The organism is Streptomyces sp. NPDC045026, assembly GCF_056432625.1.
This window is the reverse complement of the sequence record NZ_JBWKIS010000016.1, coordinates 136,392-160,509: the sequence shown is the minus strand read 5'-3', so window position 1 is coordinate 160,509 and position 24,118 is coordinate 136,392. Positions and strand designations below refer to the sequence as shown.

General features: G+C 72.0%; 17 protein-coding genes. 11 read left to right on the top strand and 6 right to left on the bottom strand.

Translation table 11 applies throughout. From position 1 onward, the window contains the following. Positions 1–7: 7 nt before the first annotated feature. A complete protein-coding gene (locus AC07EJ_RS29445; protein WP_478885385.1) occupies positions 8–1,336 on the bottom strand; it encodes a 6-phospho-beta-glucosidase in 1,329 nt (442 codons plus the stop codon). A gap of 57 nt (positions 1,337–1,393) precedes the next feature. Here AC07EJ_RS29445 and AC07EJ_RS29440 point away from each other — a divergent pair, with 57 nt between their 5' ends. From AC07EJ_RS29440 to AC07EJ_RS29430, 3 genes are all read left to right on the top strand, one after another. Then, positions 1,394–2,233, top strand: a complete 840-nt coding sequence (locus AC07EJ_RS29440) for a hypothetical protein (RefSeq protein ID WP_478885384.1) — start codon at positions 1,394–1,396, stop codon at positions 2,231–2,233. Positions 2,234–2,284: 51 nt separating this feature from the next. Then, a complete protein-coding gene (locus AC07EJ_RS29435; protein WP_389484291.1) occupies positions 2,285–3,619 on the top strand; it encodes an MFS transporter in 1,335 nt (444 codons plus the stop codon). A 101-nt stretch (positions 3,620–3,720) separates the two neighbouring features. Further along, positions 3,721–4,860, top strand: coding sequence for a lactonase family protein (locus AC07EJ_RS29430; protein WP_389484293.1), 1,140 nt, complete (start codon positions 3,721–3,723; stop codon positions 4,858–4,860). Between the two features lie 40 nt (positions 4,861–4,900). On the opposite strand, the gene AC07EJ_RS29425 is transcribed toward AC07EJ_RS29430, so the two are convergent. Beyond that, on the bottom strand, positions 4,901–5,515 hold the full coding sequence (locus AC07EJ_RS29425; RefSeq protein WP_389484295.1) for a hypothetical protein: 615 nt from the start codon (positions 5,513–5,515) through the stop codon (positions 4,901–4,903). A gap of 396 nt (positions 5,516–5,911) precedes the next feature. Here AC07EJ_RS29425 and AC07EJ_RS29420 point away from each other — a divergent pair, with 396 nt between their 5' ends. The 8 genes from AC07EJ_RS29420 to AC07EJ_RS29385 all read left to right on the top strand — a co-directional run bounded on the left by AC07EJ_RS29420 (position 5,912) and on the right by AC07EJ_RS29385 (position 19,067). Next, positions 5,912–6,139 carry a type A2 lantipeptide gene (locus AC07EJ_RS29420; RefSeq protein ID WP_116507716.1) on the top strand — a complete coding sequence of 76 codons (228 nt, stop codon included), beginning with the start codon at positions 5,912–5,914 and terminating at the stop codon, positions 6,137–6,139. 101 nt (positions 6,140–6,240) lie between these two features. Continuing rightward, positions 6,241–7,044 carry an HlyD family efflux transporter periplasmic adaptor subunit gene (locus AC07EJ_RS29415; protein WP_389484298.1) on the top strand — a complete coding sequence of 268 codons (804 nt, stop codon included), beginning with the start codon at positions 6,241–6,243 and terminating at the stop codon, positions 7,042–7,044. Beyond that, positions 7,029–9,284 (top strand): NHLP family bacteriocin export ABC transporter peptidase/permease/ATPase subunit, encoded by a 2,256-nt coding sequence (locus AC07EJ_RS29410; RefSeq protein ID WP_389484300.1) that lies wholly within the window; start codon positions 7,029–7,031, stop codon positions 9,282–9,284. Before AC07EJ_RS29415 ends, AC07EJ_RS29410 begins: the two co-directional genes overlap by 16 nt. Before the next feature lie 67 nt (positions 9,285–9,351). Next, entirely contained in the window at positions 9,352–12,141 is a 2,790-nt protein-coding gene (locus AC07EJ_RS29405; protein WP_389484433.1) for an NHLP bacteriocin export ABC transporter permease/ATPase subunit, read from the top strand. Positions 12,142–12,332: 191 nt separating this feature from the next. After that, entirely contained in the window at positions 12,333–15,014 is a 2,682-nt protein-coding gene (locus AC07EJ_RS29400; RefSeq protein WP_478885383.1) for a glycoside hydrolase family 31 protein, read from the top strand. A 141-nt stretch (positions 15,015–15,155) separates the two neighbouring features. Beyond that, entirely contained in the window at positions 15,156–15,800 is a 645-nt protein-coding gene (locus tag AC07EJ_RS29395) for a hypothetical protein (RefSeq protein WP_478885382.1), read from the top strand. A gap of 148 nt (positions 15,801–15,948) precedes the next feature. Next, a complete protein-coding gene (locus AC07EJ_RS29390) occupies positions 15,949–16,662 on the top strand; it encodes a pentapeptide repeat-containing protein (protein WP_478885381.1) in 714 nt (237 codons plus the stop codon). A gap of 224 nt (positions 16,663–16,886) precedes the next feature. Further along, on the top strand, positions 16,887–19,067 hold the full coding sequence (locus AC07EJ_RS29385; protein ID WP_478885380.1) for a CpaE/TadZ family protein: 2,181 nt from the start codon (positions 16,887–16,889) through the stop codon (positions 19,065–19,067). A 193-nt stretch (positions 19,068–19,260) separates the two neighbouring features. Here AC07EJ_RS29385 and AC07EJ_RS29380 read toward each other — a convergent pair whose 3' ends face one another. From AC07EJ_RS29380 to AC07EJ_RS29365, 4 genes are read right to left on the bottom strand one after another with little or no spacing between them, the layout of a single operon-like run. Continuing rightward, positions 19,261–20,418 (bottom strand): thiolase, encoded by a 1,158-nt coding sequence (locus AC07EJ_RS29380; RefSeq protein ID WP_393583319.1) that lies wholly within the window; start codon positions 20,416–20,418, stop codon positions 19,261–19,263. Beyond that, the gene (locus AC07EJ_RS29375; RefSeq protein WP_389484315.1) at positions 20,415–20,786 is read right to left on the bottom strand and encodes a Zn-ribbon domain-containing OB-fold protein; all 372 of its coding nucleotides are present in this window, start codon (positions 20,784–20,786) and stop codon (positions 20,415–20,417) included. Before AC07EJ_RS29375 ends, AC07EJ_RS29380 begins: the two co-directional genes overlap by 4 nt. Before the next feature lie 26 nt (positions 20,787–20,812). Then, positions 20,813–22,966, bottom strand: a complete 2,154-nt coding sequence (locus tag AC07EJ_RS29370) for an acetate--CoA ligase family protein (protein ID WP_478885379.1) — start codon at positions 22,964–22,966, stop codon at positions 20,813–20,815. Continuing rightward, positions 22,963–24,111 carry an acyl-CoA dehydrogenase family protein gene (locus AC07EJ_RS29365; RefSeq protein ID WP_389484320.1) on the bottom strand — a complete coding sequence of 383 codons (1,149 nt, stop codon included), beginning with the start codon at positions 24,109–24,111 and terminating at the stop codon, positions 22,963–22,965. The genes AC07EJ_RS29370 and AC07EJ_RS29365 overlap by 4 nt, the downstream gene beginning before the upstream one ends. Positions 24,112–24,118: the final 7 nt, after the last annotated feature.

Below are 24,118 nucleotides of genomic sequence, written 5' to 3'. Positions count from 1 at the left end.
TCCTCTGCTAGCGGGTCAGATAGGCGAGGCCGGGGTGGGCCGCCGTGTATCCCTCCAGGAGGCGACGGGCCACGGTCACGGAGTCGACGAGGGGGTGCAGGGCGAACGCCTTGACGGCGGTGGCGCGTGCGCCGCTCTCGGCCGCGGCCAGCACCTCGCGCTCGACGGCCTTGACCGAGGAGACGAGGCCCGTGGCGTGGCCGGGCAGCGGCGCCACGCTGACGGGGTGTGCGCCGTTGGCGTCGACGAGGCAGGGGATCTCGACCACGGCGTCGTCGTCGAGGGACGGCAGGGCGCCGCGCCCGCGCACGTTGAGGATCAGCGTCGCGCGCTCGTCGCGGGCGATGGCGCGCATCAGGGCGAGCGCCACCTTCTCGTAGCCGCCCGACTCCTCCAGGTCGGCGGCGTCACGCTCGCCCGCGCCGGACGCCTCGCGGTTGTGCGCCATGTACGTGGCCTCGCGCTCGGCGCGGGTGCGGTCCCAACTGGCATACGACGGGTCGGCGTAGAAGGCGGCCTGCTGGTCGAGCAGGAACGCGCCGCGGGTGCGTTCGGCCTCCTGGTAGGCGCGGACAGTCTCGCGGTTGAAGTAGTAGTAGTGCAGGTACTCGTTCGGGATCGCGCCGAGGGAGCGGAGCCAGTCCGTGCCGAAGAGGCGGCCCTCCTCGAAGGAGCCGAGCAGCTTCTCGTCGGCGAGCAGGCGCGGGAGCTCGTCGCGGCCGTTCACCCTGAGTCCGCGCAGCCAGCCGAGGTGGTTGAGGCCGACGTAGTCGATCCAGGCCTCGCCCGGGTCGGCGCCGAGGACGCGCGCCACGCGGCGGCCGAGTCCGACGGGCGAGTCGCAGATGCCGATGACGCGGTCGCCGAGGTGCCGTGACATGGCCTCGGTGACCAGGCCGGCCGGGTTGGTGAAGTTGATGACCCAGGCGTCGGGCGCGAGTTGCTTCACACGGCGCGCGATGTCCACGGCGACGGGCACGGTCCGCAGGCCGTACGCGATGCCGCCGGCGCCGACCGTCTCCTGGCCGAGTACCCCTTCGGCGAGGGCGACCCGCTCGTCCGCGGCGCGGCCCGCGAGGCCGCCCACGCGGATCGCGGAGAACACGAAGTCGGCGCCGCGCAGCGCCTCGTCGAGGTCGGTGGTGGCGTGCACGGCGGGCGCGTCCAGGGCGCCGGTGGCTTGTTCTGCCAGTACGCCGGTGACGGCCCGCAGCCGGGCCGGGTCGGTGTCGTGCAGCGTGACCTCGGTGACGCGGCCCGGCGCGTGGTCGCCGAGCAGCGCTCCGTACACCAAGGGCACCCGAAATCCGCCACCGCCGAGAATCGTCAGCCTCATGCGCCGATCGTAGGGCAGCCTGGTCCGCGACCCGATCTTCGACCGGCGGAGGCCGCCATGAAACCCCCCACGCAACGACGGACGAGACGCCAACTCCTCATCCTGGCCATGACCCTGGGTGCCCTGACGCTCGGCGCGGGCACAGCCACGGCCGCACCCACCTGGACCGAGACCGGCACCGCGCAGGTGGGTTCACTCACCGGCAGCCAGGGCCTGGCGAGCCACGCCGACGGCTCGCTGGTGTACCGGGGCCTCGCCTCCGTACCGCTCGATCTGCGCACGGCGGGCTGGTCACACATAGGCGACCCGGATGTGGCGCAGGGGTACACGTTCGACGCGTACCAGGGAGGCGACGCCACGACGAAGAAGATGTTCGCGGTGACGGCTCCGGACGGGCAGCGCACCACGTATGAACACACCTTGGATCAGGGCGAGTTGCTCAACAACTCGTTCGCGTCCGTATCGCCCGACGGGCAGTGGCTGGTGGCCGGCGAGTGGGGCACCATGAAGCGGCTGCAGGTCTTCCCGGCCCCCGTGCTCAACCCGTCCGCGCCCGCGCCCGGCGCGAATCTCCCGCAGGCCGGGCAGATCACGCTCGACAAGCGCGTCGACAACATCCAGGGCTGCGACTTCACCGACGCCACACATCTGGCGTGCTCGTCCGACGGCGCGACGAAGGAGGTCCTCACGGTCACCCTCGACCGCCCGCTGGACGGCTCGCCGGTCACCGGGCACGTCACAGCCGCGTTCACGATCCCCCAACGCAGCATCTGCTCGGGCACGTTCGAGGCCGAGGGCATCGACTACGACACCGCGCGCGGCACGCTGCGCGTGGAGATGGTGCCGCCCTCGCCGTGTCTGGTGACGACGACGGTGATCTCGTACCGCATGGGCTGACCGTGACCTCGGGCCGTAAGGCCTGAGGTGTGGGACGGCGGGGTTCGGGGGATGGTCGCGATCATGACAGATCGCACGTCCCCCTCCCCGTCGGCCCTGTCCGGCTCCCCGGACCCGTCGGATTCCGCTCCCCCGCGCCGCCCGCTGCGCCAGCTCCTCGCCGCCTCGGTCGGCAACGCCGTGGAGTGGTACGACTGGTACGCGTACACCTTCCTGGCCACGTACATCGCGGGCCAGGTGTTCCCCAAGGGCTCGGGCAACTCCCTCGTACCACTGCTCTCCACGTTCGCGGTGTTCGCCGTGGGGTTCTTCATGCGGCCGGTCGGCGGGCTCCTCATGGGAGCGGTCGCCGACCGGCGCGGCCGCCGGGCCGCGCTGACCGTGACCATCCTGCTGATGGGCGGCAGCAGCCTACTGGTCGGGCTCACCCCGACGTACGCGTCCGTCGGCGTCCTCGCGCCCGTGGTCCTCGTCCTCGCGCGGCTGCTCCAAGGGCTGTCCGTCGGGGGCGAGTTCGCGGCCTCGACCACCTTCCTCGTGGAGTCGGCGGGCCCGGGACGGCGCGGCCTGTTCTCGTCCTTCCAGTACGTGTCGACGTCCGCCGGACAGCTCGCGGCGTCCGGTGTCGCGGCGGTGCTGGTGAGCACACTCGGCGACGGGCAGATGGACGGCTGGGGCTGGCGCGTGCCGTTCGTGCTCGGCGCGCTCCTCAGCCTGGTCGGCTTCTGGATCCGGCGCGGCGCGTACGAGACGCGCAGTGCCGAGCAGCGCGCGGCCGAGCGGCCGGGTCTCTTCGACGCGCTGCGCCATCACCCGCGCGAATCGCTCCTGATCTGCGGTATCACGGCGGGCGGCACGCTCGCCTACTACACGTGGACGTCCTACCTGCCCACGTACGCGGAACTGAACGCGGGTATCGACAAGGCCGACGCCCTCGTCGCGGGGACCATCGCGCTGGCGTTCTTCGCCCTGCTCCAGCCGGTCGGCGGCATGCTCTCGGACCGGTTCGGGCGCAAGCCGCTGCTCCTCTTCTTCGGCCTGGGCTTCGCGCTGCTCAGCGTTCCGCTGCTGCGCTCGCTCGGCGGCTCGTTCGGCTCGCTGCTCCTGGTGCAGTGCGCGGGGATGGTGCTGCTCACCGGCTTCACGTCGATCTCGGCCGCGGTCAACGCCGAGGTGTTCCCCGCACGGGTGCGCGCGGCGGGCATCGGCTTCCCGTACTCGCTCACCGTCGCCGTCTTCGGCGGGACGGCTCCCTATGTCGGCACGCTGTTCAAGGAGACCGGGCACGCCGGGCTCTTCCCCTGGTACGTCGCCGTGCTCTGTCTGGTGTCGTCCACGGTGTATCTGCGACTGCCGGAGAGCGCGCACAAGGAGCTCGACCGCTGAGGTGCGTTGCACAGGATGCAGCCACGGTTGCGCCTCTTGCCGGCTGAGGGGGCGCGCACCAGGGTAGGAGCCACGTCACTCTGACACCGGAGGTACCAGGAATGAGCAGCAGCACCGGCCGCCGCCGCTTCCTCGGCGGGATCGCGGCCGTCGCGGCCGGCGGTGTCGTCACAGCCGCGGCGGGTCCCGCGCAGGCACGGCCGCCGCGCGGGGGACGGCCCCTGTACCTCGGCACGTACACCTCGCAGGACGGCGGTGGCAGCGGCATCGGGCTCGCCACGTACGACGAGAGCACGGGCGGCATCACCGGGACCGGCACGATCGACGGGGTGGCCGACCCCTCGTATCTGGCGCTGCACCCCGGCGGCCACACCCTGTTCGCGGTCGACGAGGGGCAGGACGGCGGTGTGACGGCGGTCCGGCTCGCGGACCGGCGCGTGCTCGGCCGGCAGAGCACCGGCGGCGCGGGCCCCTGCCATCTGTCGGTGCACCCGAGCGGCCGGTGGCTCCTGAGCGCCAACTACCTGTCGGGCAGCGTCGCCGTGCACCCGATCGCCGCATCCGGCACGCTCGGTGAACGCACCGCTCTCGTCACCCACTCGGATCCCGCGCCCGGCCCCGGTCAGGAGGGCCCGCACGCCCACCAGATCATCACGTCCCCGGACGGGCGGCACGTGCTCGCCGTCGACCTGGGCAACGACACCGTCTACACGTACCGCCTCGACACGACGGCCGGAACGCTCGCGCAGGTGTCGTACGCGTCGCTGCGCCCGGGGGCGGGCCCCCGCCACCTCACGTTCCACCCGGGCGGCCGCTTCGCCTACCTCGCCAACGAGGTCGACAACACGGTCGTCGTCTGCGCGTACGACCCGGGGACGGGACGCCTCACGCCCGGCGAACCCCAGCCCACCGGCACCGGGTCCGGCACCAGCTACCCGGCGCAGATCCTGGTCACGGCCGAGGGCGGGTTCGCCTACCTCGCCAACCGCGGGCACAACAGCCTGACGCGGTACGCGATCGAGGCGGACGGCGCCCGGCTGCGCCTGCTCGACACGGTCCCCGTCGGCGGCGACTTCCCCCGCCACATCGCGTTCTCGCCGGACGAACAACTGCTGTTCGCCGCGAATCAGAAGTCGGGGTCGGTGACCGTCTTCCACGTCGACCACTGCGGCGGCGGGCTCACCGCGGCGGACGGCCCCGCGTTCGCCGCGCCGATCGCCGTGTGCGCGCTGCCGCTGTAGCGCGGCGCGGTAGGGGGAGTCGCGCGGGCCGGCGGTCAGGTCACCGCATGATCCCGGTGAGCGCGTCCCCTTCCTTCGCGCACTCCCACGCGCCCTCGCAACACGCCTGCCAGGACCGGGCGTCGGGGCCGAGCAGCACGGCGCGCTGGCCGGCGGACGCGGGGGTCAGCAGCGACAGGCGCAGTCCTGCGGTCTCGACGACCAGGTCGGTGGCAGTCCGGCCCGCTCCCGCCGCCGGGCCGTCAGGCAGCCTCGTGGCCTCGGGCAGCGCTTCGGCGACCTCGGCCGCCGGGTAGCCGAAGAGGTCTATGTCGTCCCAGGCGACCGGAGTCGCCGGCGCGGGGACCGTGGTGGTGATGTCGAGCCGGGACAGCCGGTCCGCCGCGCCGGGGCCGCCACCCCGAAAGACGAGCGTGACGCCGTCGAACTCGGCCTCGAAGGCCCAGTCCGGTTCGTGGAGGAGCCCGCTGAGCCAGGCGTCGTGCGCGTGCCGCAGCTCCGGGTACTGCTCGTGCGTCAGTGTCATGCACTGCCGCCTGCGCGTGATCGCGCCCCCGCCAAGCCGGGAGAGCACCTCGTCGGGTGTCATCCCGAACCGCACCGTCCCCGCACCGCCGGGCAGCGTCACTCCTGTGTCCTGCGACAACTCCAGCATCGCCCCATTGTTCACGGCGAGGCCCGGGAGACAACCCCCCGGCCGCCCCGCGCACCCCTCCAGTAAACCTGCACACCGAATGCGCAGTCCGGTCACGGTGTGCTGTGAATGCACACAACCCTCAAATACGGCCCCGGCCAAAAAAGCGGGAGTGTCCATTTTGCAGAAATTCGCGGAGCCGACTCTGAAATTCCAACCTGTGGATTCTGTGAAGGGTCGGCCCCCATGTCGTGAACACTCCTGCACGCGGCGGTAATTCCGTGCCCGCACAGCCTCTGACCGGGGACCTTCCGATTGGATGTGCGAGGTGTCGGCGTGCTTTGATCCTCCGCACTGCGGGAGTTGCGCAAGTGATTCACGCATTCTGGATTACCAATGAGAAGGGCAGCTCACATCATGAACTCCACCCCCCAGGTTGAGACCCTCGAGATCTCCGACGCCGACCTCGACAACGTGTCGGGCGGCCTCGTCGGCGGTCTCGCCGCCAACCTGACCGGCACGGCCGACTCGATCGTCCCCGTCTCCGGCGTCGTCGGCGGCCTGACCGGCACCGTCGAGGGCCTGACCGGCGTCAACACCGCCGCCGTCACCGGCCTGGCCACCGGCCTGACCGCTGGTCTCTGAGCCACGGCTCTGCAAGGGCCCCGGAACCTCCCCCCGGTTCCGGGGCCCTTGGGCACTCCCGGCACCCCGCCGGACCGGAAGACAGGTAAGGGAAGTACGTCGTGCAGTTCCGCCAACAGGCCCTGTCCAAGCTGCAGTCGCCCGAGGAACTCGACCTTCCCGTGCGGCTCGCCAGGCCCCAGGGCGTACTCGCGCTGGCCGTGACCCTCGTCGTGATGGCGGCCGCGTCCGTCTGGGCGGTGACCGGGTCGCTCTCCTCGACGCTGCGGGTTCCCGGCGTCCTCACCCACGCGCAGGGCAGTTACGTCCTCCAGAGCCCCGTCACCGGTCAGGTCACGGGCGTGCTCGCCAAGGAGGGGCAGCGCCTCGCCGCGAACTCCCCGCTCCTCAAGGTCAGTACACCGCAGGGCGACCGCTATGTGCGCACCGTCGACGCGGGCCGCGTCACCACGCTCGTCGCCCGGATCGGCGCGGTCGTCACCACCGGTTCCGACGTCGCGACCGTCGAGAAGACGGGCGCGAAGGACCCTCTCCTCGCGATGCTGTACGTCCCCGCGGACCGCGCGGGCACCGTGCCTGTCGGAGCGGACGTGGACCTCACCGTCCAGTCGGCGCCGTCCCAGCAGTACGGCATGCTGCGCGGCCGGGTGCAGGCGGTCGGGCGCGGCGGGCAGACCCGGCAGCGGGTCGAGGCGTTCCTCGGCGACAAGGAACTGGCCACGCAGTTCACGAAGGGCGGCCCGACGGTCGCGGTCCTCGTGAAGCTCGTCGCGTCACCCTCCACCAAGTCGGGCTACGCGTGGTCGTCCAAGGGCGGACCCCCGTACGCGCTCGACTCGATGACCCCCGCCTCCGGCGCCGTGCACCTCGCCGAGCAGCGCCCGATCGATTGGCTGCTCCCGTGAGCCCCTCCCCCGCAGTCCAGCAGCAGCTGCCCCCGGCCGGACACGGCCGCCGCCGCGCGCGCCCCGCGCCGAAGCCGCCGCGCCGCCGCCACCGCACCGTCCGCACGCCCACCGTCCTGCAGATGGAGGCCGTCGAGTGCGGCGCCGCGTCCCTCGCGATGGTCCTGGCGCACCACGGCCGACACGTCCCGCTGGAGGAGCTGCGCATCGCGTGCGGCGTCTCGCGCGACGGCTCGCGGGCCAGCAACCTCCTGAAGGCGGCCCGTAGTTACGGGATGACCGCGCGCGGCATGCAGATGGAGCCGGCCGCGCTCGCGGAGGTCGAGGCGCCCGCCATCCTCTTCTGGGAGTTCAACCACTACGTCGTCTACGACGGCATGGGCCGGCGCTTCGGGCGGCGCGGCGTGCACATCAACGACCCGGACAAGGGCCGCAGGTTCGTGCCCTCCGAGGACTTCGACACCAGTTTCACGGGCGTCGTCCTCGTCCTCGAACCCGGCGACGACTTCCGTCCCGGCGGGCGCAGGCCCGGCGTGCTGCGGGCCCTTCCCGCGCGGCTTCGCGGCACGACGGGCACGATGCTCGCGGCGCTGCTCGCCAGCCTCCTGCTCGTCGCGGTCGGCGCGGCGCTGCCCGCGCTCAGCCGCACGTACATCGACATGTTCCTGATCGGTGACCAGACCTCGCTGCTCGGCGCGCTGTTCGCGTCGATGGGCGCCATGGTGGCGCTCACTGCCGTGCTCACCTGGCTCCAGCAGGCGAATCTGCTGCGCGGGCGCGTCATCGCGTCGACGCTGAGCAGCGCGCGGTTCTTCGGCCATCTGCTGCGGCTGCCGGTGACGTTCTTCGCGCAGCGCAGCCCGGCCGACCTGGTGCAGCGCCTCCAGTCGAACGACGCGGTCTCCGAGACACTCGCGCGTGACCTGACCGCGGCGGGCGTCGACGGTGTCGTGGTGCTCCTGTACGCGGCGCTGCTGTGGACGTACGACCCGCAACTCACGCTGGTGGGAGTGGGCATCGCGCTCGGGAACGTCGTCGCGATGCGGATCGTGATCCGGCTGCGGGCCACCCGTACGCAGAAGCTGCGCGCGGACACGGCACGGCTCACCAACACCTCGTACACCGGCCTTCAGCTCATCGAGACGATGAAGGCGACGGGCGGTGAGAACGGGTACTTCCGGCGCTGGGCTGGGCAGCACGCGACCACGCTGGAGGAGCAGCAGCGGCTCGGGGTGCCGAGCGCGTGGCTCGGCATCGTGGCGCCGACCCTGGCGACGCTCAACAGCGCCCTGATCCTGTGGATCGGCGGCCTGCGCGCGGTCGAGGGGCACCTGTCGGTGGGTCTGCTCGTGGCGTTCCAGGCACTCGTCACCCGCTTCACCGCGCCCATCACGCGCCTCAACGGTGTCGCGGGACGCATCCAGGACTTCGCCGCCGACGTGGCGCGCCTCAAGGACGTGGAGAGCTTCCCGGCGGACGCCCTGTACTCACGGCCCGACGCGGCGGCGAGCACGCGCCGGCTGAAGGGGCACGTCACGCTCGACGACATCACGTTCGGCTACAGCCCGCTGGACAAGCCGCTCCTCACCGGCTTCTCGCTGGCCGTCGGACCCGGTCAGCAGGTGGCGCTGGTCGGCGGCTCGGGCAGCGGCAAGTCCACGGTGTCGCGGCTGATCTCGGGTCTCTACAGCCCGTGGGAGGGCACGATCCGCATCGACGGGCAGCGCCTGGAGGACATTCCGCGGGGTGCCCTGTCGGCGTCGGTGTCCTTCGTCGACCAGGACGTGTTCCTCTTCGAGGGAACGGTCCGCGACAACGTCGCCCTGTGGGATCCGTCGATCCCGGACGAGGCCGTCGTCGACGCTCTGAAGGACGCGGCGCTGTACGACGTCGTCGCACGCAGGCCCGGCGGCATCCAGGGCCGGGTCGAGCAGGACGGGCGGAACTTCTCCGGCGGTCAGCGCCAGCGCCTGGAGATCGCGCGGGCCCTGGTGCGCCGGCCGAGCATCCTCGTCCTCGACGAGGTGACCAGCGCGCTCGACGCCGAGACGGAGCAGCTCATCATCGACAATCTGCGGCGCCGCGGCTGCGCCTGCGTCGTGATCGCGCACCGGCTCAGCACGGTGCGCGACAGCGACGAGATCGTCGTCCTCGACCACGGCCAGATCGTCGAGCGGGGCCGGCACGAGGCGCTCGTCGCCGCCGGCGGGCCGTACGCCGAGCTGGTCAAGGAGCACTGACGTGACGTACGCAGATCAGGAGTACGCGGCCGGCGACCAGGTGACCGCCGCGTTCGGCTCCCTGGGCATGCCGGTGGACTGCGCCGGCATGCGCAGCCTGAACCTCGAAGGACCGCAGGTCCTGTGGCTGGTCATCCAGGGCGCGCTCGACCTGTTCGCGGTCGACGCCGCCGCCCAGGGCCACTGGCACTTCCTGGGCCGGCTCGAAGCGGGGACCCTGCTGCTCGGCCCGGTCGAGGGACCCCAGCACACCCTGGTGGGCCGCCCGTTGCAGGGCTGCCTGTTGCGCCGCATCGGACTGCGCGAACTCCAGCGCCCCGACTACGGCGACGCCTCGTGGTCGTACGACCAGCAGTACCTCAGCCAGTACGACACCCAGGACGCCGCCCTCAGCCTTCTCGAGCATGCCTTCGCCCTGGGTGTGGGCCGCAGCCAGCGCGTCCTGTTCGAGGCACCCCTCGACGGCCGGACGGCCGGCGACGACTCCGTGGGCGACGACGACATCCTGTGGCTGCCGATCCTGCCGGGCAGCGTGCAGTACGGGGCCTCGTACAGCGCGGACACCGTGGGCGAGCTGCTCGTCGACGGGTCGATGTGGCAGCGCATGGTCAACCAGCAGTTCCGACTCCTGTCGGCGCTCGACCGGTGGATCGAACGCCTGGAGAACGCGCACGAGACCCGGACGGCGGCGGGCATCAAGGCGGGCGAGACCGTCCGCGAGGAGGCCGACCGGACGCTGCTGGCATCCATCGGCCGCCAGGGCAAGGGGAGTTCGCGGCGCGGCTCCTCCTCCGGGAACGGCGACGACGCGACGTACGCGGCGTGCAAGCTGGTCGCGGGCGCGGCCGGGATCACGCTCGCGGCGCCCGAGCGCAGCGGCGCCGTCAGCGACCGCGTCGACCCGGTCGAGCAGGTCGCCGTCGCCTCACGGATCCGCACCCGCGCGGTCCGCCTCGACGGGCGCTGGTGGCGCGAGAACGCGGGCCCCCTGGTGGGGCACCGGGCGTCCGGCACCCCGGTCGCGCTGCTGTGGCGCCGCGGCGGGTACGAGGCCGTGCATCCGTCGAGCGAGCGGCGGACCCGGATCGACGAGGACAACGCGGAGGAGTTCGAGCAGCGGGCGGTCATGCTGTACCGGCCGCTGCCCGACCGGGCGCTGAGCCCCCTGCGACTGCTGCGGTTCAGCGCGCGCGGCACGCGGGCCGACGTGCGCAATCTGCTGCTCGCCGGGCTCGTGACGGTGGCGATCGGGGCCCTGGTGCCGGTCGCCACCGGGCGGGTGCTCGGCGTGTACGTGCCCAACGCCCAGACGGACCTGATCGTGCAGGTCTCCCTCGCGGTCATGGTGACGAGCATCGTGTCGGCCGCGTTCATGCTGCTGCAGAATCTGACGATCCTGCGCATGGAGGGCCGGATCGAGAGCGCGCTCCAACCCGCCGTGTGGGACCGCCTGTTGAGGCTCCCGACGCGGTTCTTCGCGTCGCGTTCCACGGGTGAGCTGGCGAGCGCCGCCATGGGCATCAGCTCGATCCGCCGCCTCATGTCCGGCGTGGGCCCGGTGGTGGTGCAGTCCGGCACGGTCGGCGCGATGAACCTCGTCCTGCTCCTCCTCTACAGCGTCCCCCTGGCACTGACCGCACTCGCCATGCTCGCGGTGATCGCGGGCGTGTTCCTCACCCTCGGACTGTGGGAACTGCGCTGGCAGCGCCGCCTCGTCGTACTCGGCAACAAGCTCAACAACCAGGCGTTCCAGACACTGCGCGGCCTGCCGAAGCTGCGGGTCGCGGGGGCGGAGAGCTTCGCGTACGCCTCGTGGGCCGGGGAGTTCGCGCGTAGCCGCGAGCTCCAGCGGCGCGCGGGCCGCATCAAGAACCTGACGACGGTCCTCAACGCCGTCTATCTGCCGCTGTGTTCGCTCGTGATGTTCATGCTGCTCGCGGGCCCCGCGCGGGGCACCCTCTCCGCGGGCGACTTCCTCACGTTCAGCACCGCGGTGACGATGCTGCTGTCTTCGGTCACGCAGCTCACGGGCGCCCTGATCTCCGCCGCCGCCGTCCTGCCGATGTTCGAGCAGATCAAGCCCGTCCTCGACGAGGCGCCCGAAGTGCGGGCCGCGAGCACCCAGCCGGGCGAACTGACCGGCGAGATCGAGGCGCGCGGCGTGTCGTTCCGCTACACGGACGACGGGCCGCTCGTCCTCGACGACGTGAACCTGTCCATCAGGCCGGGTGAGTTCGTCGCGGTCGTCGGTCCGAGCGGCTGCGGCAAGTCCACGCTCCTGCGCCTCCTCATCGGCTTCGACAAGCCGGTCTCCGGCGGTGTCCTGTACGACGGTCAGGACCTCGGCGCGCTCGACCAGGCCGCCGTGCGCCGGCAGTGCGGCGTCGTCCTGCAGAACGCTCAGCCGCTGACCGGGTCGATCCTGGACTGCATCTGCGGCGCCGAGGTGTTCACGCAGGAGGAGGCGTGGGAGGCGGCGGCGATGGCGGGGCTCGCCGAGGACATCAAGCGGATGCCGATGGGTCTGCACACGATGATCGCCGGCGGCGGCGCCATCTCGGGCGGCCAGCGCCAGCGCCTGATGATCGCGCAGGCGCTGATCCGCCGGCCGCGCATCCTGTTCTTCGACGAGGCCACGAGCGCGCTGGACAACGAGACCCAGCGCACTGTCATCGACAGCACCCGCGCCCTGAACGCCACGCGTGTCGTCATCGCGCACCGCCTGTCCACGGTGATGGACGCGGACCGGGTGATCGTCATGGCGGACGGCCGCATCGTCCAGCAGGGACCGCCGGCCCAGCTCCTCGCGGACACGAACGGGCGGCTGCACGAGCTGGTGCGGCGCCAGATGGCGTAGGGCCTCTCGTTTGGATCATGCCGGGCTGGCGGGCCCACTCGGACTTCTCCGTTCCCCATCCGTTGACATGCTCGCGCTCGAAGCGGGATGTTGATGCCTGCGACTGCTCAAAGCTGCTCGCTGCGTCAATATTTCAAGCATGAGTAAACAAACGGCTGTTGGTTCGAGCGGAGATGGGATCTGTGCGAAGAATGCACCGAAGACTGGACCTGACACAGGCCCACCGCGCGCGGTGGGCCGCGGGCGCCTCAGCCGGGCTCGTGACGGCGCTCGCCGCCGCACTCCTGGCCTCCCCCGCGCAACAGGCGAGCGCGGCGACGCCCGGCAGCGGCGTCCTCGACGACGCCCACAAGAGCGTGACGTGGCAGAGCCCCGTGTACGCCGCCGGGACGGTCGGCGATCCCGGCAAGTGCCCGGCCGCCGCGGACGACCCCGACAACAAGGTGTGCGACCGCTTCGACCTCAAGGTGTCGGTCCCTGACGGGTACTGGGACGACAACCCCGAGGGCGGCGTCCCCGTCTCGATCGAGTGGGCGAAGCAGCCCACCGACGACTTCGACATGTACGTCTTCGACGACGCGGGCAAGCAGGTCGCCGCCAGCGCGGGCACGGCCGACCCCGAGGCGACGGTGATCCCGAAGGCCGACGGCACGTACCACGTCGTGGTCGTCCCCTACGACGTGCACGACAACTCCTTCGTCGGCAAGGCCTATCTGCCCGAGACGACCGACGCGGGCGACCTGACCTCCTTCACGGGCAAGGGCGGCAGCTACACCATCGGCGCCGGCACGCTCAAGGCCAAGGCCGACTTCCTGACGGGCGGTCAACTACGTCTCCAGGCCGACCCGTCCGGCTCGTTCAGTGACCCGGCCGGCTCGCAGATCGTGCGCAAGCAGCCCGCGCCGGACAAGCACACTTCGTCGTTCGACGCGGGCGCTTACTACGGCATCCGCTCCGCCGGCGCCGTCCTGCGCGTCTACAAGAAGCCGCTGCGCTTCGGCCTCTACAAGGCGGACAACAGGACGCGGATCTGGCAGGAGGACAAGCCCCTGCGCTGGTCCACCGGCGGCATGCGGCAGAGCCTGGAGCGCGGCAAGGACGAGCAGTTCTTCGGTGGCGGCGAGCAGAACGGCTCGTTCTCGCACCGCGACAAGACGGTCTACGTCGCGAACAACACCAACTGGAACGAGGGTGGTTACAACAACTCCCAGCCGTTCTACCTCTCTTCGGCGGGCTACGGCGTCTACCGCAACACCTTCGCCCCCGGCGTCTACGACTTCGGCCCCTCGGTCCACACGGGCCAGCAGGAGCGCCGCCTCGACGCCTACTACTTCCTCGGCGACGCGAAGAAGGTGATCGGCGGCTACACGTCGCTGGTCGGCAAGCCGTTCATGCCGCCGGTGTACGGCCTCGAACCCGGCGACGCCGACTGCTATCTCCACAACGCCAACCAGGGCGAGCGCCACACCCTCGACTCCCTGAAGGTTGCCGACGGGTACGTCGACCACCAGATGCCGCTCGGCTGGATGCTGGTCAACGACGGCTACGGCTGCGGCTACGAGAACCTCGCCGAGACCGCGAAGGGCCTCCAGGACCGCGGCGCCGAGATGGGCCTGTGGACGCAGGACGGCATCGACAAGCTCGCCGACCAGGTGAAGGCCGGGCAGCGCGTCGCCAAGCTCGACGTCGCCTGGATCGGCAACGGCTACGGCATGTCCCTGGACGCCTGCGACAAGGCGAAGGCCGGTATCGAGGACAACAGCGACGCACGCGGCTTCGTCTGGATGCCCGTCTCCTGGGCGGGCGCGCAGCGCTGCGGCGTCCTGTGGAGCGGCGACCAGAAGCTGTCGTGGGACTTCGTGCGCTGGCAGATCCCGACGTACGCGGGCGCCACGATGTCGGGCATCGCCTACAACTCCGGTGACGTGGGCAGCATTTACACCCACGACGCGAAGATGTACGCGCGTGACCTCCAGGCCAAGACGTTCCTGCCGGCCATCATGACGATGGACGGCTGGGCGACGGACATGACCACCGGCAAGAAGATCAACCAGCAGCCGTGGGTGGACGGCGAGCCCTACACGTCCATCAACCGCAAGTACCTCCAGCTGCGCGAGCGCCTGCTGCCGTACCTGTACACGCTGTCCGCCGATGCGGCGAAGACCGGCGTCGGCGGCGTGCGCCCGCTCTACCTGGAGTACCCGGACGACCCCGAAACGCTGGGCGCGAACGCCAAGTACGAGTACCTGGCGGGCGACGACTTCCTGGTCGCCCCGGTCTACAAGGACTCGGACACCCGCGACGGCATCTACCTGCCCAAGGGCACGTGGACGGACTACTGGACGGGCAAGACCTACAAGGGCCCGACCACACTCGACGGCTACCACGCCCCCATCGACACGCTGCCCCTCTTCGTCAAGTCCGGTGCGGTCGTGCCGATGTGGCCGAAGGGAACGACGTCGTACAAGTCCCGTGACGTGCACGAACTGGACTGGGACGTGTATCCGCAGGGCCACTCCTCCTACACGCTGTACGAGGACGACGGCGTGACCCGCGACTTCGCCAAGGGCGCGTCGGCGACACAGCGCGTCACCGTCGACCAGGGCAGGCACGCGACCGACATCAACGTCGGTGCGAGCAAGGGCAGTTACAAGACCAAGCCGGACGCCCGTGCGTACCGGTTCACCGTCCACAGCGAGGGTGCCCCGCAGCGGGTGTCGGCACAGGGCCATACGCTGCCCCGCGTCGGCTCGGCGGACGCGCTCGCCGCGGCCGGGTCCGGCTGGTACTACGACGCGGACACGGGGGTGACGACGGTGAAGACCGCGCGCCAGTCCCTGGACCGCGGCTTCACGGTGACGCTGCGGCGCTGATCCACAGAGACAGAGCTCAGAGAGAGTGGGCGAGGGCGGGTCCGGTCACGGGCCCGCCCTCAGCTCGTCGGCCGCGGCTCGCCGGCCTCCGAGCGCCGACCCCGGCGCGCGCTGTCAGTGGGGCCGCCTACGCTCGCGGGCATGGGGATCACCACGGCCTGGGCCATCAGCTCGCACGAGGACCCGTTCGTCGAGGGGCTCGGCCCCCGCATGCTCCCGCTCGTCGAGGCGGAGCGCGACCGCCCCGGCGCCCGGCGCAGCTGGCACCGCTGGCATCGCCGCCCCCTGCCGGACTACCGGACCTGGTGGAGCCCGTACGGCCGGGGCAGCGCCGCGGAGGCCGAAAGCCTGGACGACTTCCTCGAGTTGACCGCCTGCGGCGACCACGTCCAGGAGTTGTACGACGGCTCGTCGCCCGACGACGACTTCTGGCTCGTTCGGGACGTCTGGGAGGAGACGGCGGACACGGACGTGATGTTCATGTCGGTCCAGAGCAAGGACTACGCGGTCGCGTCCCTCTTCCACTCCATCGGCCCGCGGCGCGCCGCCCTCCTGCCCGGCTGGTGCGGCAACTTTCTGCTCACGTCCACGCAGGTGCGGGAGACTCTGTCGAGCGTCGAGCGGGCTCTGACGTTCACCCCTGAGGAGTGGGCCGCCGCGCAGGACCAGGACTGGCTCGGGTACGCACCGGACGAGGAGAGCGTGCTGGAGGGGCCGCTGCGCGTGTGGCGGCGAGCCGCCGAGGCGGGGCTCGGGTTGTGCGGGGTGGCGGTCAAGATTTACTGACGTCCCCTTCCCCTCGCCGCCAGATACGTGACGACATGAGTGAAACCGAATGCGTCCCGGTGCGCGTGGTGGAACAGGAGAGCTCGGAGAGAGCCCGGCCGGCAGCGCTGGGCCGCGAAAGCGTGAGCACGTAAGGAGGCGGGTGAGGATGTCCGCAACGGCCGATGTGCACCGTATTGTCCGCGTCCCGCCCGCCGACCCTGCGGCCGCCGCCGTACTCGCCTCGTGGGCGCGGAAAGAGGAGCGGAAAGAGGAGCACGAGGAGGATTCACCGCTCGATGTGTCCGGGCTCGATCTGTCTGGCGCCGACTTCTCCGGACTGGACCTCGCCGTGGGGCTGTTCTGCGGGACCGTGTTATGGGGTACCCGTCTCGTAGGAACGGATCTGTACCGCGCGCACATGGAAGGGGCAGTGCTCGCGGGCGCCGATCTCTCCCGCGCCTGCCTGACGAAGGCGGTCCTCGACGAGGCTGACCTGAGGGGCGCGACTGCGGCGGAGGCGAATCTCGGCAGCGCGGAGCTCTACGGCGTCGACGCACGTGGTGCCTCCTTCCGCGGGGCCCGGCTCAACGGCGCCTCTTTCCTCGACGCCCGCCTCGAAGGCGCCGATCTCACCGGCGCCTCGGTGCGCGAGACGTCCCTCAAGGCGGCCCTCGACGACCGGACCCGGGTCGAGGGCCTCACCGGCACGGTCTTCGGCCCCGCGCGGCTCGAAGGGAGCGGTTCGTCGCGTGAGTTGGCCGGTGCCGCGCTGGAACGCTGGCTGAACGAGCGGGGTGCGTCGGTGGAGGTACTCCACTGCGTACTGCGGCGCAGTGCTGCTCCGTCCACCACGCCGACCAGCGCGTCTGCGGCCCGATGATAGGTTCGAGCGCGTGATATCGACGGGGCCACTGAGCCGTACGGCACTGAACCGAGTCACTGCGGTGGGCGAGCGCGGGCGGGTCGATCTCGTCCCGCCGGGCGTACGGTGACCGCTCGGCGACCTGTTCGCATCGGTCGGTGTGGTCACGTCGCTCCCGTCGGTGATCGGCGTGTTCGGTGTGTACGGGCGGTTGCCCGGCATCTTCGCGTAAGGGCTCGGGAATGACGCAGAGCGACTGGCAGAACGATGTACTGCGGGACCTGCTGAGGCGGACCCAGGCACAACTGGGCGGGGAGGTCACCGACATGGCACCGGCGGACGGGCCCGGTTCCGGGGTGCCTGGTCAGGGCGCGGAGGGGCCGAGTTCCGGGGTGCCGGGACGGGGCGCCGCCCGGTCGGCGGACTCCGACGCGGCGGAGCGAGGTCCGGCGACGGCCGGGGAAGCTGAGGCATCTGTGGCCCCCGCGCCCGGACGCGACCCGCTTCCGCGCCGACGCCCCAACACGGCCCCGTCACCGGACGCGGGCCCCGGCCCGTCGCCCTCACCGCCGCTCGATCCGGACGACCACGCCGCGGATGCGCCAGAACCCCGCTCCGCCACCCCGGCCGCGCGCCGGACGGCGTCACTGGCCGCCCGTCTCGCGGCAGGCCGAGCGGAGCGGCCGACTCCGCCGACGGACGCGGTGGCGTCCACCGCCCCTGATCCGACCAAGCCCACGGACGAGTCGACCGGCGCAGCCGCACCCCTGCACGCCCCGGCGCCGGCCGCGCCCACGTCTCTACTCAAGGCCGACATCGCGGACGCGGAGCCCACTCCAGAGCCATCGCCCGACGCACCCGCCGACGCCCTGCCGACCCGGAAGCCCCCGGCACCAAAGCCCCGGACCGACAGCACGGGCACCTCGGCCATACGGAACGTGTCCATCGAGATCCAGAAGAAGGCCGCACCAACACCCATAGCCCCGGCCGCCAACACGGACACCGCGCCCGGCCCGGGAGCATCCACCCACACGCCGGAGCCGCAAGCCCCAACACCCACAATCCCGGCCGCCATCACAGACACCACGCCCACTCCGGGGACAGCCACCCACACACCGGCGCCGCACACACACGAGGCACCCGCTCACCTCCCGGTCCCGCACGCCCCAACACCCATAGCCCCAACCCCGCTCCCGGCCCCAGCTCACACCACGGACGCCACGCCCGCCACGGACGCACCCATCCACACCCCGGCGCCCACCCCGCCCCCGAACACCCCGGCCTCCCACCTACCGCACGTCGGCCCTCCCCCCTCCGCGCTCCCGGCCCCCTACACACCCGCCGCCGAGCCACCCTCCGGCCCCGCGGCGCCGCCCGCTCCCACCGCCCCCACCGGACTGCCCGCCCCCTATCACCCCGCTCCCGTGCCGGGCGCCCAGCCGTACCCGCCCACACCTCACACCCCGGTCACCCTGAATTCCGGTGCGCGGAACCCCCGGCTGCCCGCCTTCACCCCCGAGTCCGTGCCCACCGTCGACCCGCGGCTCGCGGGGGCGGCCGGGCGGGCTCAGCACGGGGACACCATGGCGCGGCGTACCGGGCATTCGCTGCGCAGGCTCGCCTCGTCCGCCGCGCAGGGAGGGTCCGAAGAGACGCGTCTCGCACGGGAGTTGCAGCAGCCGGTGGCCAACGGCCGGGTGATCGCCGTGACGTCCATCCGCGGCGGCGTCGGCAAGACCACCGTGTCCGCCCTCCTCGCCCGCACCCTCAACCACTACCGGCACGACCCGGTGCTCGCGCTGGAGGCGGACGCCGCACTCGGCACGCTGCCGGTGCGGCTCGGCGCCGAGTCGGTGCGCTGGTCGTGCCCGGACCTCGCGCAGATCCTCAAACCGTCGATGCAACTCATCGACGTCACCGGCTATCTCGTGCCGGTCACCGACGGCGGCTGGCTGCTCCCGGCGAGCCAGGGCCGCGTCGGCGCCCCGCTCGACGTACGCACGTACCGGACCGTGTCGCTCGCGCTGCGTCGCCACTTCGCCATGACGGTCGTGGACTGCGAGACGCTGCCGGGCGAGGTGGCGCGTACGGCGATGGACACGGCGCACGCGCGCGTGGTCGTCGCCCCGATGACGGTGGAGGGCGTGGGCGGCACGCGTGTGGTGCTCGACTGGCTGGCGCAGCTGCCGAAGGCGGCCCTGGCCAGTACCGTCGTCGCGCTCACGTCGAGCGCGCCCGACATGACACTCGACCTGAAGGCGGCGACCGCGCATCTGCGGGAGACGGGGGTCGCGGTGGTGCACCTGCCGTACGACCGTCATCTGGCGGCGGGAGGGCCGATCCGGACGGCGCTCCTGTCGGAGGCGACACGCCGCGCGGCCACGGGTCTGGCGGCCGAGGCTGTGCAGCGGGCGGCGAGGTAGCGGCGCTGCAGGGGCGGTGGACACCTGACTGGTACGGATACGCGGCGACGTAGCCGTGCTGGCGCTGCACGGCCCGGCCCCCGACGACTGCGCGCCCGCCTCGCGGCCCCCACGTGCGCGGCGCTCCTCGGCCGCCCCGGTGACCAGGGCGCTCCTGCCGTGCAGCATGGGTTGAATCTCCTTGTCCGGCAGGTCAGTTGAGGGTGTCGGCCGTGCCGAGCAGGGCGGTGACCTGGCTGGAGAGCACGCCTCCGTTGCCGTGGGCGAGGGCGACGCGGGCCCCCTCGACCTGGCGTTCGTCGCAGTCGCCGCGCAGTTGGCGTACGGCCTCGATGACGGTGAAGATGCCGTACATGCCGGGATGGCCGTACGAGAGGCCGCCGCCGTTGGTGTTGACGGGCAGCCTGCCGCCGGGCGCGATGCCGCCGTCCGCGACGAAGGGACCGCCCTCCCCCTTGGCGCAGAACCCGAGGTCCTCCAGAAACAGGACGGGGTTGATGGTGAACGCGTCGTACAGCTCGACGACGTCCACGTCGCCCGGGGTGAGCCCGGCCATGTCGAAGGCCCGGCGTCCGGACTCGGTTGCGGCGGTGACGGTGAGGTCGGGCATCCGCGAGATGTTGCGGTGCCAGGTGGCCTCGCCCCCGCCGAGCAGATAGGCGGGCACGGCGGCCAGGTCGCGGGCCCGCTCGGCCGACGTGACGACGAGGGCACCGCCGCCGTCCGTGACGAGGCAGCAGTCCCGCACGGTCAGCGGGTCGCTGATCATGCGGGAGCCGAGGACGTCCTCGCGGGTGAGGGGCTTGCGTTCGAATGCGGCCGGGTTGAGCTGCGCCCACGTGCGCGCCGCGACCGCCACATCGGCCAGCTGCTCCCGTGTGGTGCCGTACTCGTACATGTGCCGCGAGGTGGCGAGCGCGTACATGCTCAGCGGGTAGCGGGGGCCGTACGGCTCCTCGTACGGGTCGGGCCTGGTCGGTGAGACGAGTCGGCCGCCGTCGGAGCGCTGCGTGCTGCCGTACACGATCACCGCAGTGGTGCACAGGCCCTGCTCGATCGCCGCGGCCGCGTGCAGCAGGTGGGAGACGAAGGAACTGCCGCCGATGTTGGTGCCGTCGAGGTGACGGGGGCGGATGCCGAGGTACTCGGCAGTGTCCATGGCGGCCATCGGCAGGTACGACGAGGCGGTGAACAGGCCGTCGACCTCGGACTTGGCGATGCCCGCGTCGGCGAGGGCACGGGCGGTGGCCTGGCCGACCAGGTCGAGGTGGGTGAGACCGGGGGCGACCTCGCCGAGGTCGGACTCGGCCACGCCGACGACGGCGGCCCTGCCGCGCAGCGACTGTGTCATCGGGCGTCCTCCTTCGGTTCGAAGACGGCGGTGTCGCCGTCCGCTGTCGTACGGAACCGGACGCGGTCGCCGATCGCGACGTCCTCCGGCGCAGGGCCCTCGACCCGCGACATCATGCGGAAGCCGTCGTCGAGGTCGACGAGGACGACGTTGTGCGCGCCGTCGCGGCCGCGCACGACGGTGGTCGCGTACACGGTGCCGTCACCGGTGCTGCGTTCCCAGCTCAGCTTCTGCGTACCGCAGTCGGGGCAGAGGGTGCGGGGCGGGAAGAAGGCTGCGGAGCAGTGCTCGCAGCGCTGGAAGCGGAGTTCGCCGCGGCTCAGGCCGGCGCGGTGGGCGAGGGCCGGGGACCGGTGTTCCGGTGTCACGGCGTCTCCACGGAGGGCGGGTGGGTTCATCGTGCGTCCTGTTCCGAAGGGGCGCTCAGCAGGGCGAGGCAGTCCACGGCGACGGCGCCGTCGCCGGCCGCGCCGCACAGCAGCGGGTTCACGTCGAGTTCGAGGAGGTCGTCGGCGAGGTCGGTGGCGAGCCAGGACAGGCGGACGAGCGCGTCCGCCACGGCGTCGACGTCGCGCGCGGGCGCGCCGCGCGCCCCGTCGAGGACCCGCGCCGCGCGCAGCGAGCGCAGCATGCGCACCGCCCCCGTGTGGTCGACGGGGGCCACGGCGACCTGGCTGTCGTCGAGTACGTCGACGAGGACACCGCCGAACCCGGCGACCACGACGGGCCCGAACGCGGCGTCGCGCTGGATGCCGAGGATCAGCTCGGTGCGGTCGCCGCCCGCCATGCGCTGCACGAGGAGCCGCGCGTCGCCGACGCCCGCGCGGCCCGCGGCGTCGAGGATGTCCCGGGCCGCCCCCCGCACGTCGTCCGGCGCGGTGAGGCCCAGCCGCACGCCGCCCATGTCGCTCTTGTGGGAGACGTCGGCCGAGAGCAGCTTGACGGCGAGGGGCCCTCCGAGGTCCGCCGCCGCGCGTATCGCTTCCTCGGGGTCGCGTGCCGTGCGGGCCGGCGCGGAATCGAGTCCGTAGGCGGCGATGAGCAGTGCCGACTCGTGCTCGTCGAGCCGGGTGCGGCCCTGGGCGCGGGCCTCCTCGATGACGGCGCGGGCGGCTCCCGGGTCCGTGCCCGTCGGACGTTCGCCGGTCGGCAGTGGCGGGCGGAGGCTGAAGTCGGCGAGGTGTCCGAGGGCCGCCGCGGCACGGCCCGGGTCGCTGTAGCAGGGGACGCCCAGTTCCCGCAGCCGCTGCCGCGCCCGGCCGTTGCCGCCGGTCCAGACGACGACGAGCGGCTGGTCGGTGGTGCCGTGCGCCTTGGCGATGGCGTCGGTCAGTTCGTCGATGTCGCCGTCGGCGTTGCCGAGCAGGACGCCGATCATGTCGGTGCCGGGGTGTGCGAGCGCGACGTCGAGGGCGCGGCGCAGCATGCCGGGGTCGCTGACGAGCGCCGCGGTCAGGTCGACGGGGTTGCGAGGCGAGCCGAACGGCGGGATGACGTCGGCCATGCGCCGCTGCCACTCCTCGTCCCACGTGTCGACGGTGATTCCGCGGGTGGCCGCCTCGTCGGCCATGAGGACTCCCGCGCCACCCGACAGGGAGAGGGTGGTGAGGCGGCGGCCTCTGGTGCGGCGGCCGGTGGCGAAGAGCTGGGCGGCGTCCAGCATGGGTTCGACGCCGCTCACGCGGGTGAGGCCGAACTGCCGTGCCGCGCCGTCGAAGACGCGGTCCTCGCCGGCCAGTGACGCGGTGTGCGACTGGGCGGCGCGGGCACCGGCGGCGGAGCGGCCCACCTTCACGGCGATGACGGGTTTGTCGGCCGCGTGCGCGGCGCGGGCCGCGTCGAGGAGCCCGGGGCCGTCGCTGACGCCTTCGAGGTAGGCGAGGAGGACCTTCGACTCGTCGGTTGCGGCGAAGGCGCCGAGGAGTTCGGACACCGAGATGTCGACCTCGTTGCCGGTGTTGACGTAGTGGGCGAGGCCGATGCCGTACTGGCGGGCCTCGCTGAAGATGAACGAGCCGAAGGCGCCGCTCTGGCTGACGAACGCGACGGGTCCCGGCCGCAGTTCGATGTTCTCGTCGAGCGCCGACGTGAACGTGGGCACGGCCCGGTCGTGGACGCTGATGAGGCCGAGGCAGTTGGGCCCGAGGACGCGGACGCCGCCCTCCTCCGCGGCTGCCTTCAACTCCCTCTGGAGTTCGGCTCCTTGTACGCCGGTCTCGGCGTAACCGGCGGCCGCGACGATCGCCGCCTTGATGCCGCGGCGGCCGCACGCCCGGATGCCGTCGGCGGCGTGGGCGGCGTCGAGCATGACCATCGCGAGGTCGATGTCGCCGTCGATCGCGTCGAGGGTGGGGTGGGCGGGCAGGCCCTGGACGGTGGCACGGCGGGAGTTCACGGGCAGGATGCGGCCCGCGTATCCGAAGCGCTTGAGGTAGTCGACGGGGCGCCCGGACAGCTTTCGGGGGTTGTCGGAGGCGCCGAGTACAGCGATCGAGCGGGGGTGGAGCAGGATGTCGACGAGGTCCGTGCGGGACGGTCGCACGCTCATACCCTGGCCTCCCGCAGCAGCCCCTTGCCGATGATGAGTTTCTGGATCTCGCTGGTGCCCTCGTAGATGCGGAAGAGGCGCGCGTCACGGTAGAGGCGCTCGACGGTCGAGTCGCTCATGTAGCCACTGCCGCCGTGCACTTGGACGGCGCGGTCGACGACCCGGCACACCATCTCGCTGCAGAACAGCTTGGCGCTGGAGGGCCCCATGCGGGTGTCCGTGCCTGCGTCGAACGCCTCGGCGGCGGCAAGCACCAGGGAGCGGCCCGCGAGGAGTTCGGCGTGCGACTCGGCGAGGAGTTCCTGGACGAGCTGGAAGCGGCCGATGGACTCGCCGCCCTGCTCGGCGGTGGCCGCGTAGCGCACGGCCTCGTCGAGTGCGCGGGCCGCGAGGCCGACGCACAGGGCCGCGATGTGCAGGCGGCCGCGCGTGAGGGAGGCCATCGCGGCGCGGAATCCGGTGCCGGGTTCGCCGCCGAGTACGGCGTCGGCGGGGACCCGCGCTTCGTCGAAGTAGACCGGTGCGGTGTGGGCGCCGCGCTGGCCCATCTTGCGGTCAGGTGGCCCGACCCGTACGCCCGGCGCCGTGCTCTCCACGAGGAAGGCGGAGATCCCTCGGTGGGCATCGGCGTCCGGGTCGGTCCGTGCGAAGACGACGAACAGGTCGGCGTGGTCGGCGTTGGTGATGAACCGCTTGGCGCCGGACAGGACCCAGCTGTCTCCCTCGCGGACGGCGCGGGTGCGTACGCCGCTGGGGTCCGAGCCCGCGCCGTCCTCGGTGAGGGCGAACGAGGCGACCGCGGAGCCGGTGGCGAGCGCGGGCAGCCAGCGCTTCTGCTGTTCGGGCGTGCCGAAGTTCACCAGGGCCTTGCCGGCGATGCCGTTGTTGGTGCCGAGCATGGAGCGGAACGCCGGTGTGGTCCAGCCGAGTTCGATGGCGAGGCGCACGTCCTGGCGCATGTCGAGGCCGAGCCCGCCGTACTCTTCGGGCAGCGCCCAGCCGAACAGACCCATGTCGGCGGCGCCGCGCCGCAGCCGCTCGGGTATGGCGTCGCTCTGCTCGATCTCCTCCTCCAGCGGCACGACTTCACCGCGGACGAAGTCCTTCACGGTGCGCAGGATGTCCTCGAAGACATCGGAGTCCATGGCTGTG

Coding starts and splice junctions, on each gene's coding strand:
- AC07EJ_RS29445 (WP_478885385.1), bottom strand. CDS start 1,336: ATGAGGCTGACGATTCTCGGCGGTGGCGGATTTCGGGTGCCCTTGGTG.
- AC07EJ_RS29440 (WP_478885384.1), top strand. CDS start 1,394: ATGAAACCCCCCACGCAACGACGGACGAGACGCCAACTCCTCATCCTG.
- AC07EJ_RS29435 (WP_389484291.1), top strand. CDS start 2,285: ATGGTCGCGATCATGACAGATCGCACGTCCCCCTCCCCGTCGGCCCTG.
- AC07EJ_RS29430 (WP_389484293.1), top strand. CDS start 3,721: ATGAGCAGCAGCACCGGCCGCCGCCGCTTCCTCGGCGGGATCGCGGCC.
- AC07EJ_RS29425 (WP_389484295.1), bottom strand. CDS start 5,515: ATGCTGGAGTTGTCGCAGGACACAGGAGTGACGCTGCCCGGCGGTGCG.
- AC07EJ_RS29420 (WP_116507716.1), top strand. CDS start 5,912: ATGAACTCCACCCCCCAGGTTGAGACCCTCGAGATCTCCGACGCCGAC.
- AC07EJ_RS29405 (WP_389484433.1), top strand. CDS start 9,352: ATGCCGGTGGACTGCGCCGGCATGCGCAGCCTGAACCTCGAAGGACCG.
- AC07EJ_RS29400 (WP_478885383.1), top strand. CDS start 12,333: ATGCACCGAAGACTGGACCTGACACAGGCCCACCGCGCGCGGTGGGCC.
- AC07EJ_RS29395 (WP_478885382.1), top strand. CDS start 15,156: ATGGGGATCACCACGGCCTGGGCCATCAGCTCGCACGAGGACCCGTTC.
- AC07EJ_RS29390 (WP_478885381.1), top strand. CDS start 15,949: ATGTCCGCAACGGCCGATGTGCACCGTATTGTCCGCGTCCCGCCCGCC.
- AC07EJ_RS29385 (WP_478885380.1), top strand. CDS start 16,887: ATGACGCAGAGCGACTGGCAGAACGATGTACTGCGGGACCTGCTGAGG.
- AC07EJ_RS29380 (WP_393583319.1), bottom strand. CDS start 20,418: ATGACACAGTCGCTGCGCGGCAGGGCCGCCGTCGTCGGCGTGGCCGAG.
- AC07EJ_RS29370 (WP_478885379.1), bottom strand. CDS start 22,966: ATGAGCGTGCGACCGTCCCGCACGGACCTCGTCGACATCCTGCTCCAC.
- AC07EJ_RS29365 (WP_389484320.1), bottom strand. CDS start 24,111: ATGGACTCCGATGTCTTCGAGGACATCCTGCGCACCGTGAAGGACTTC.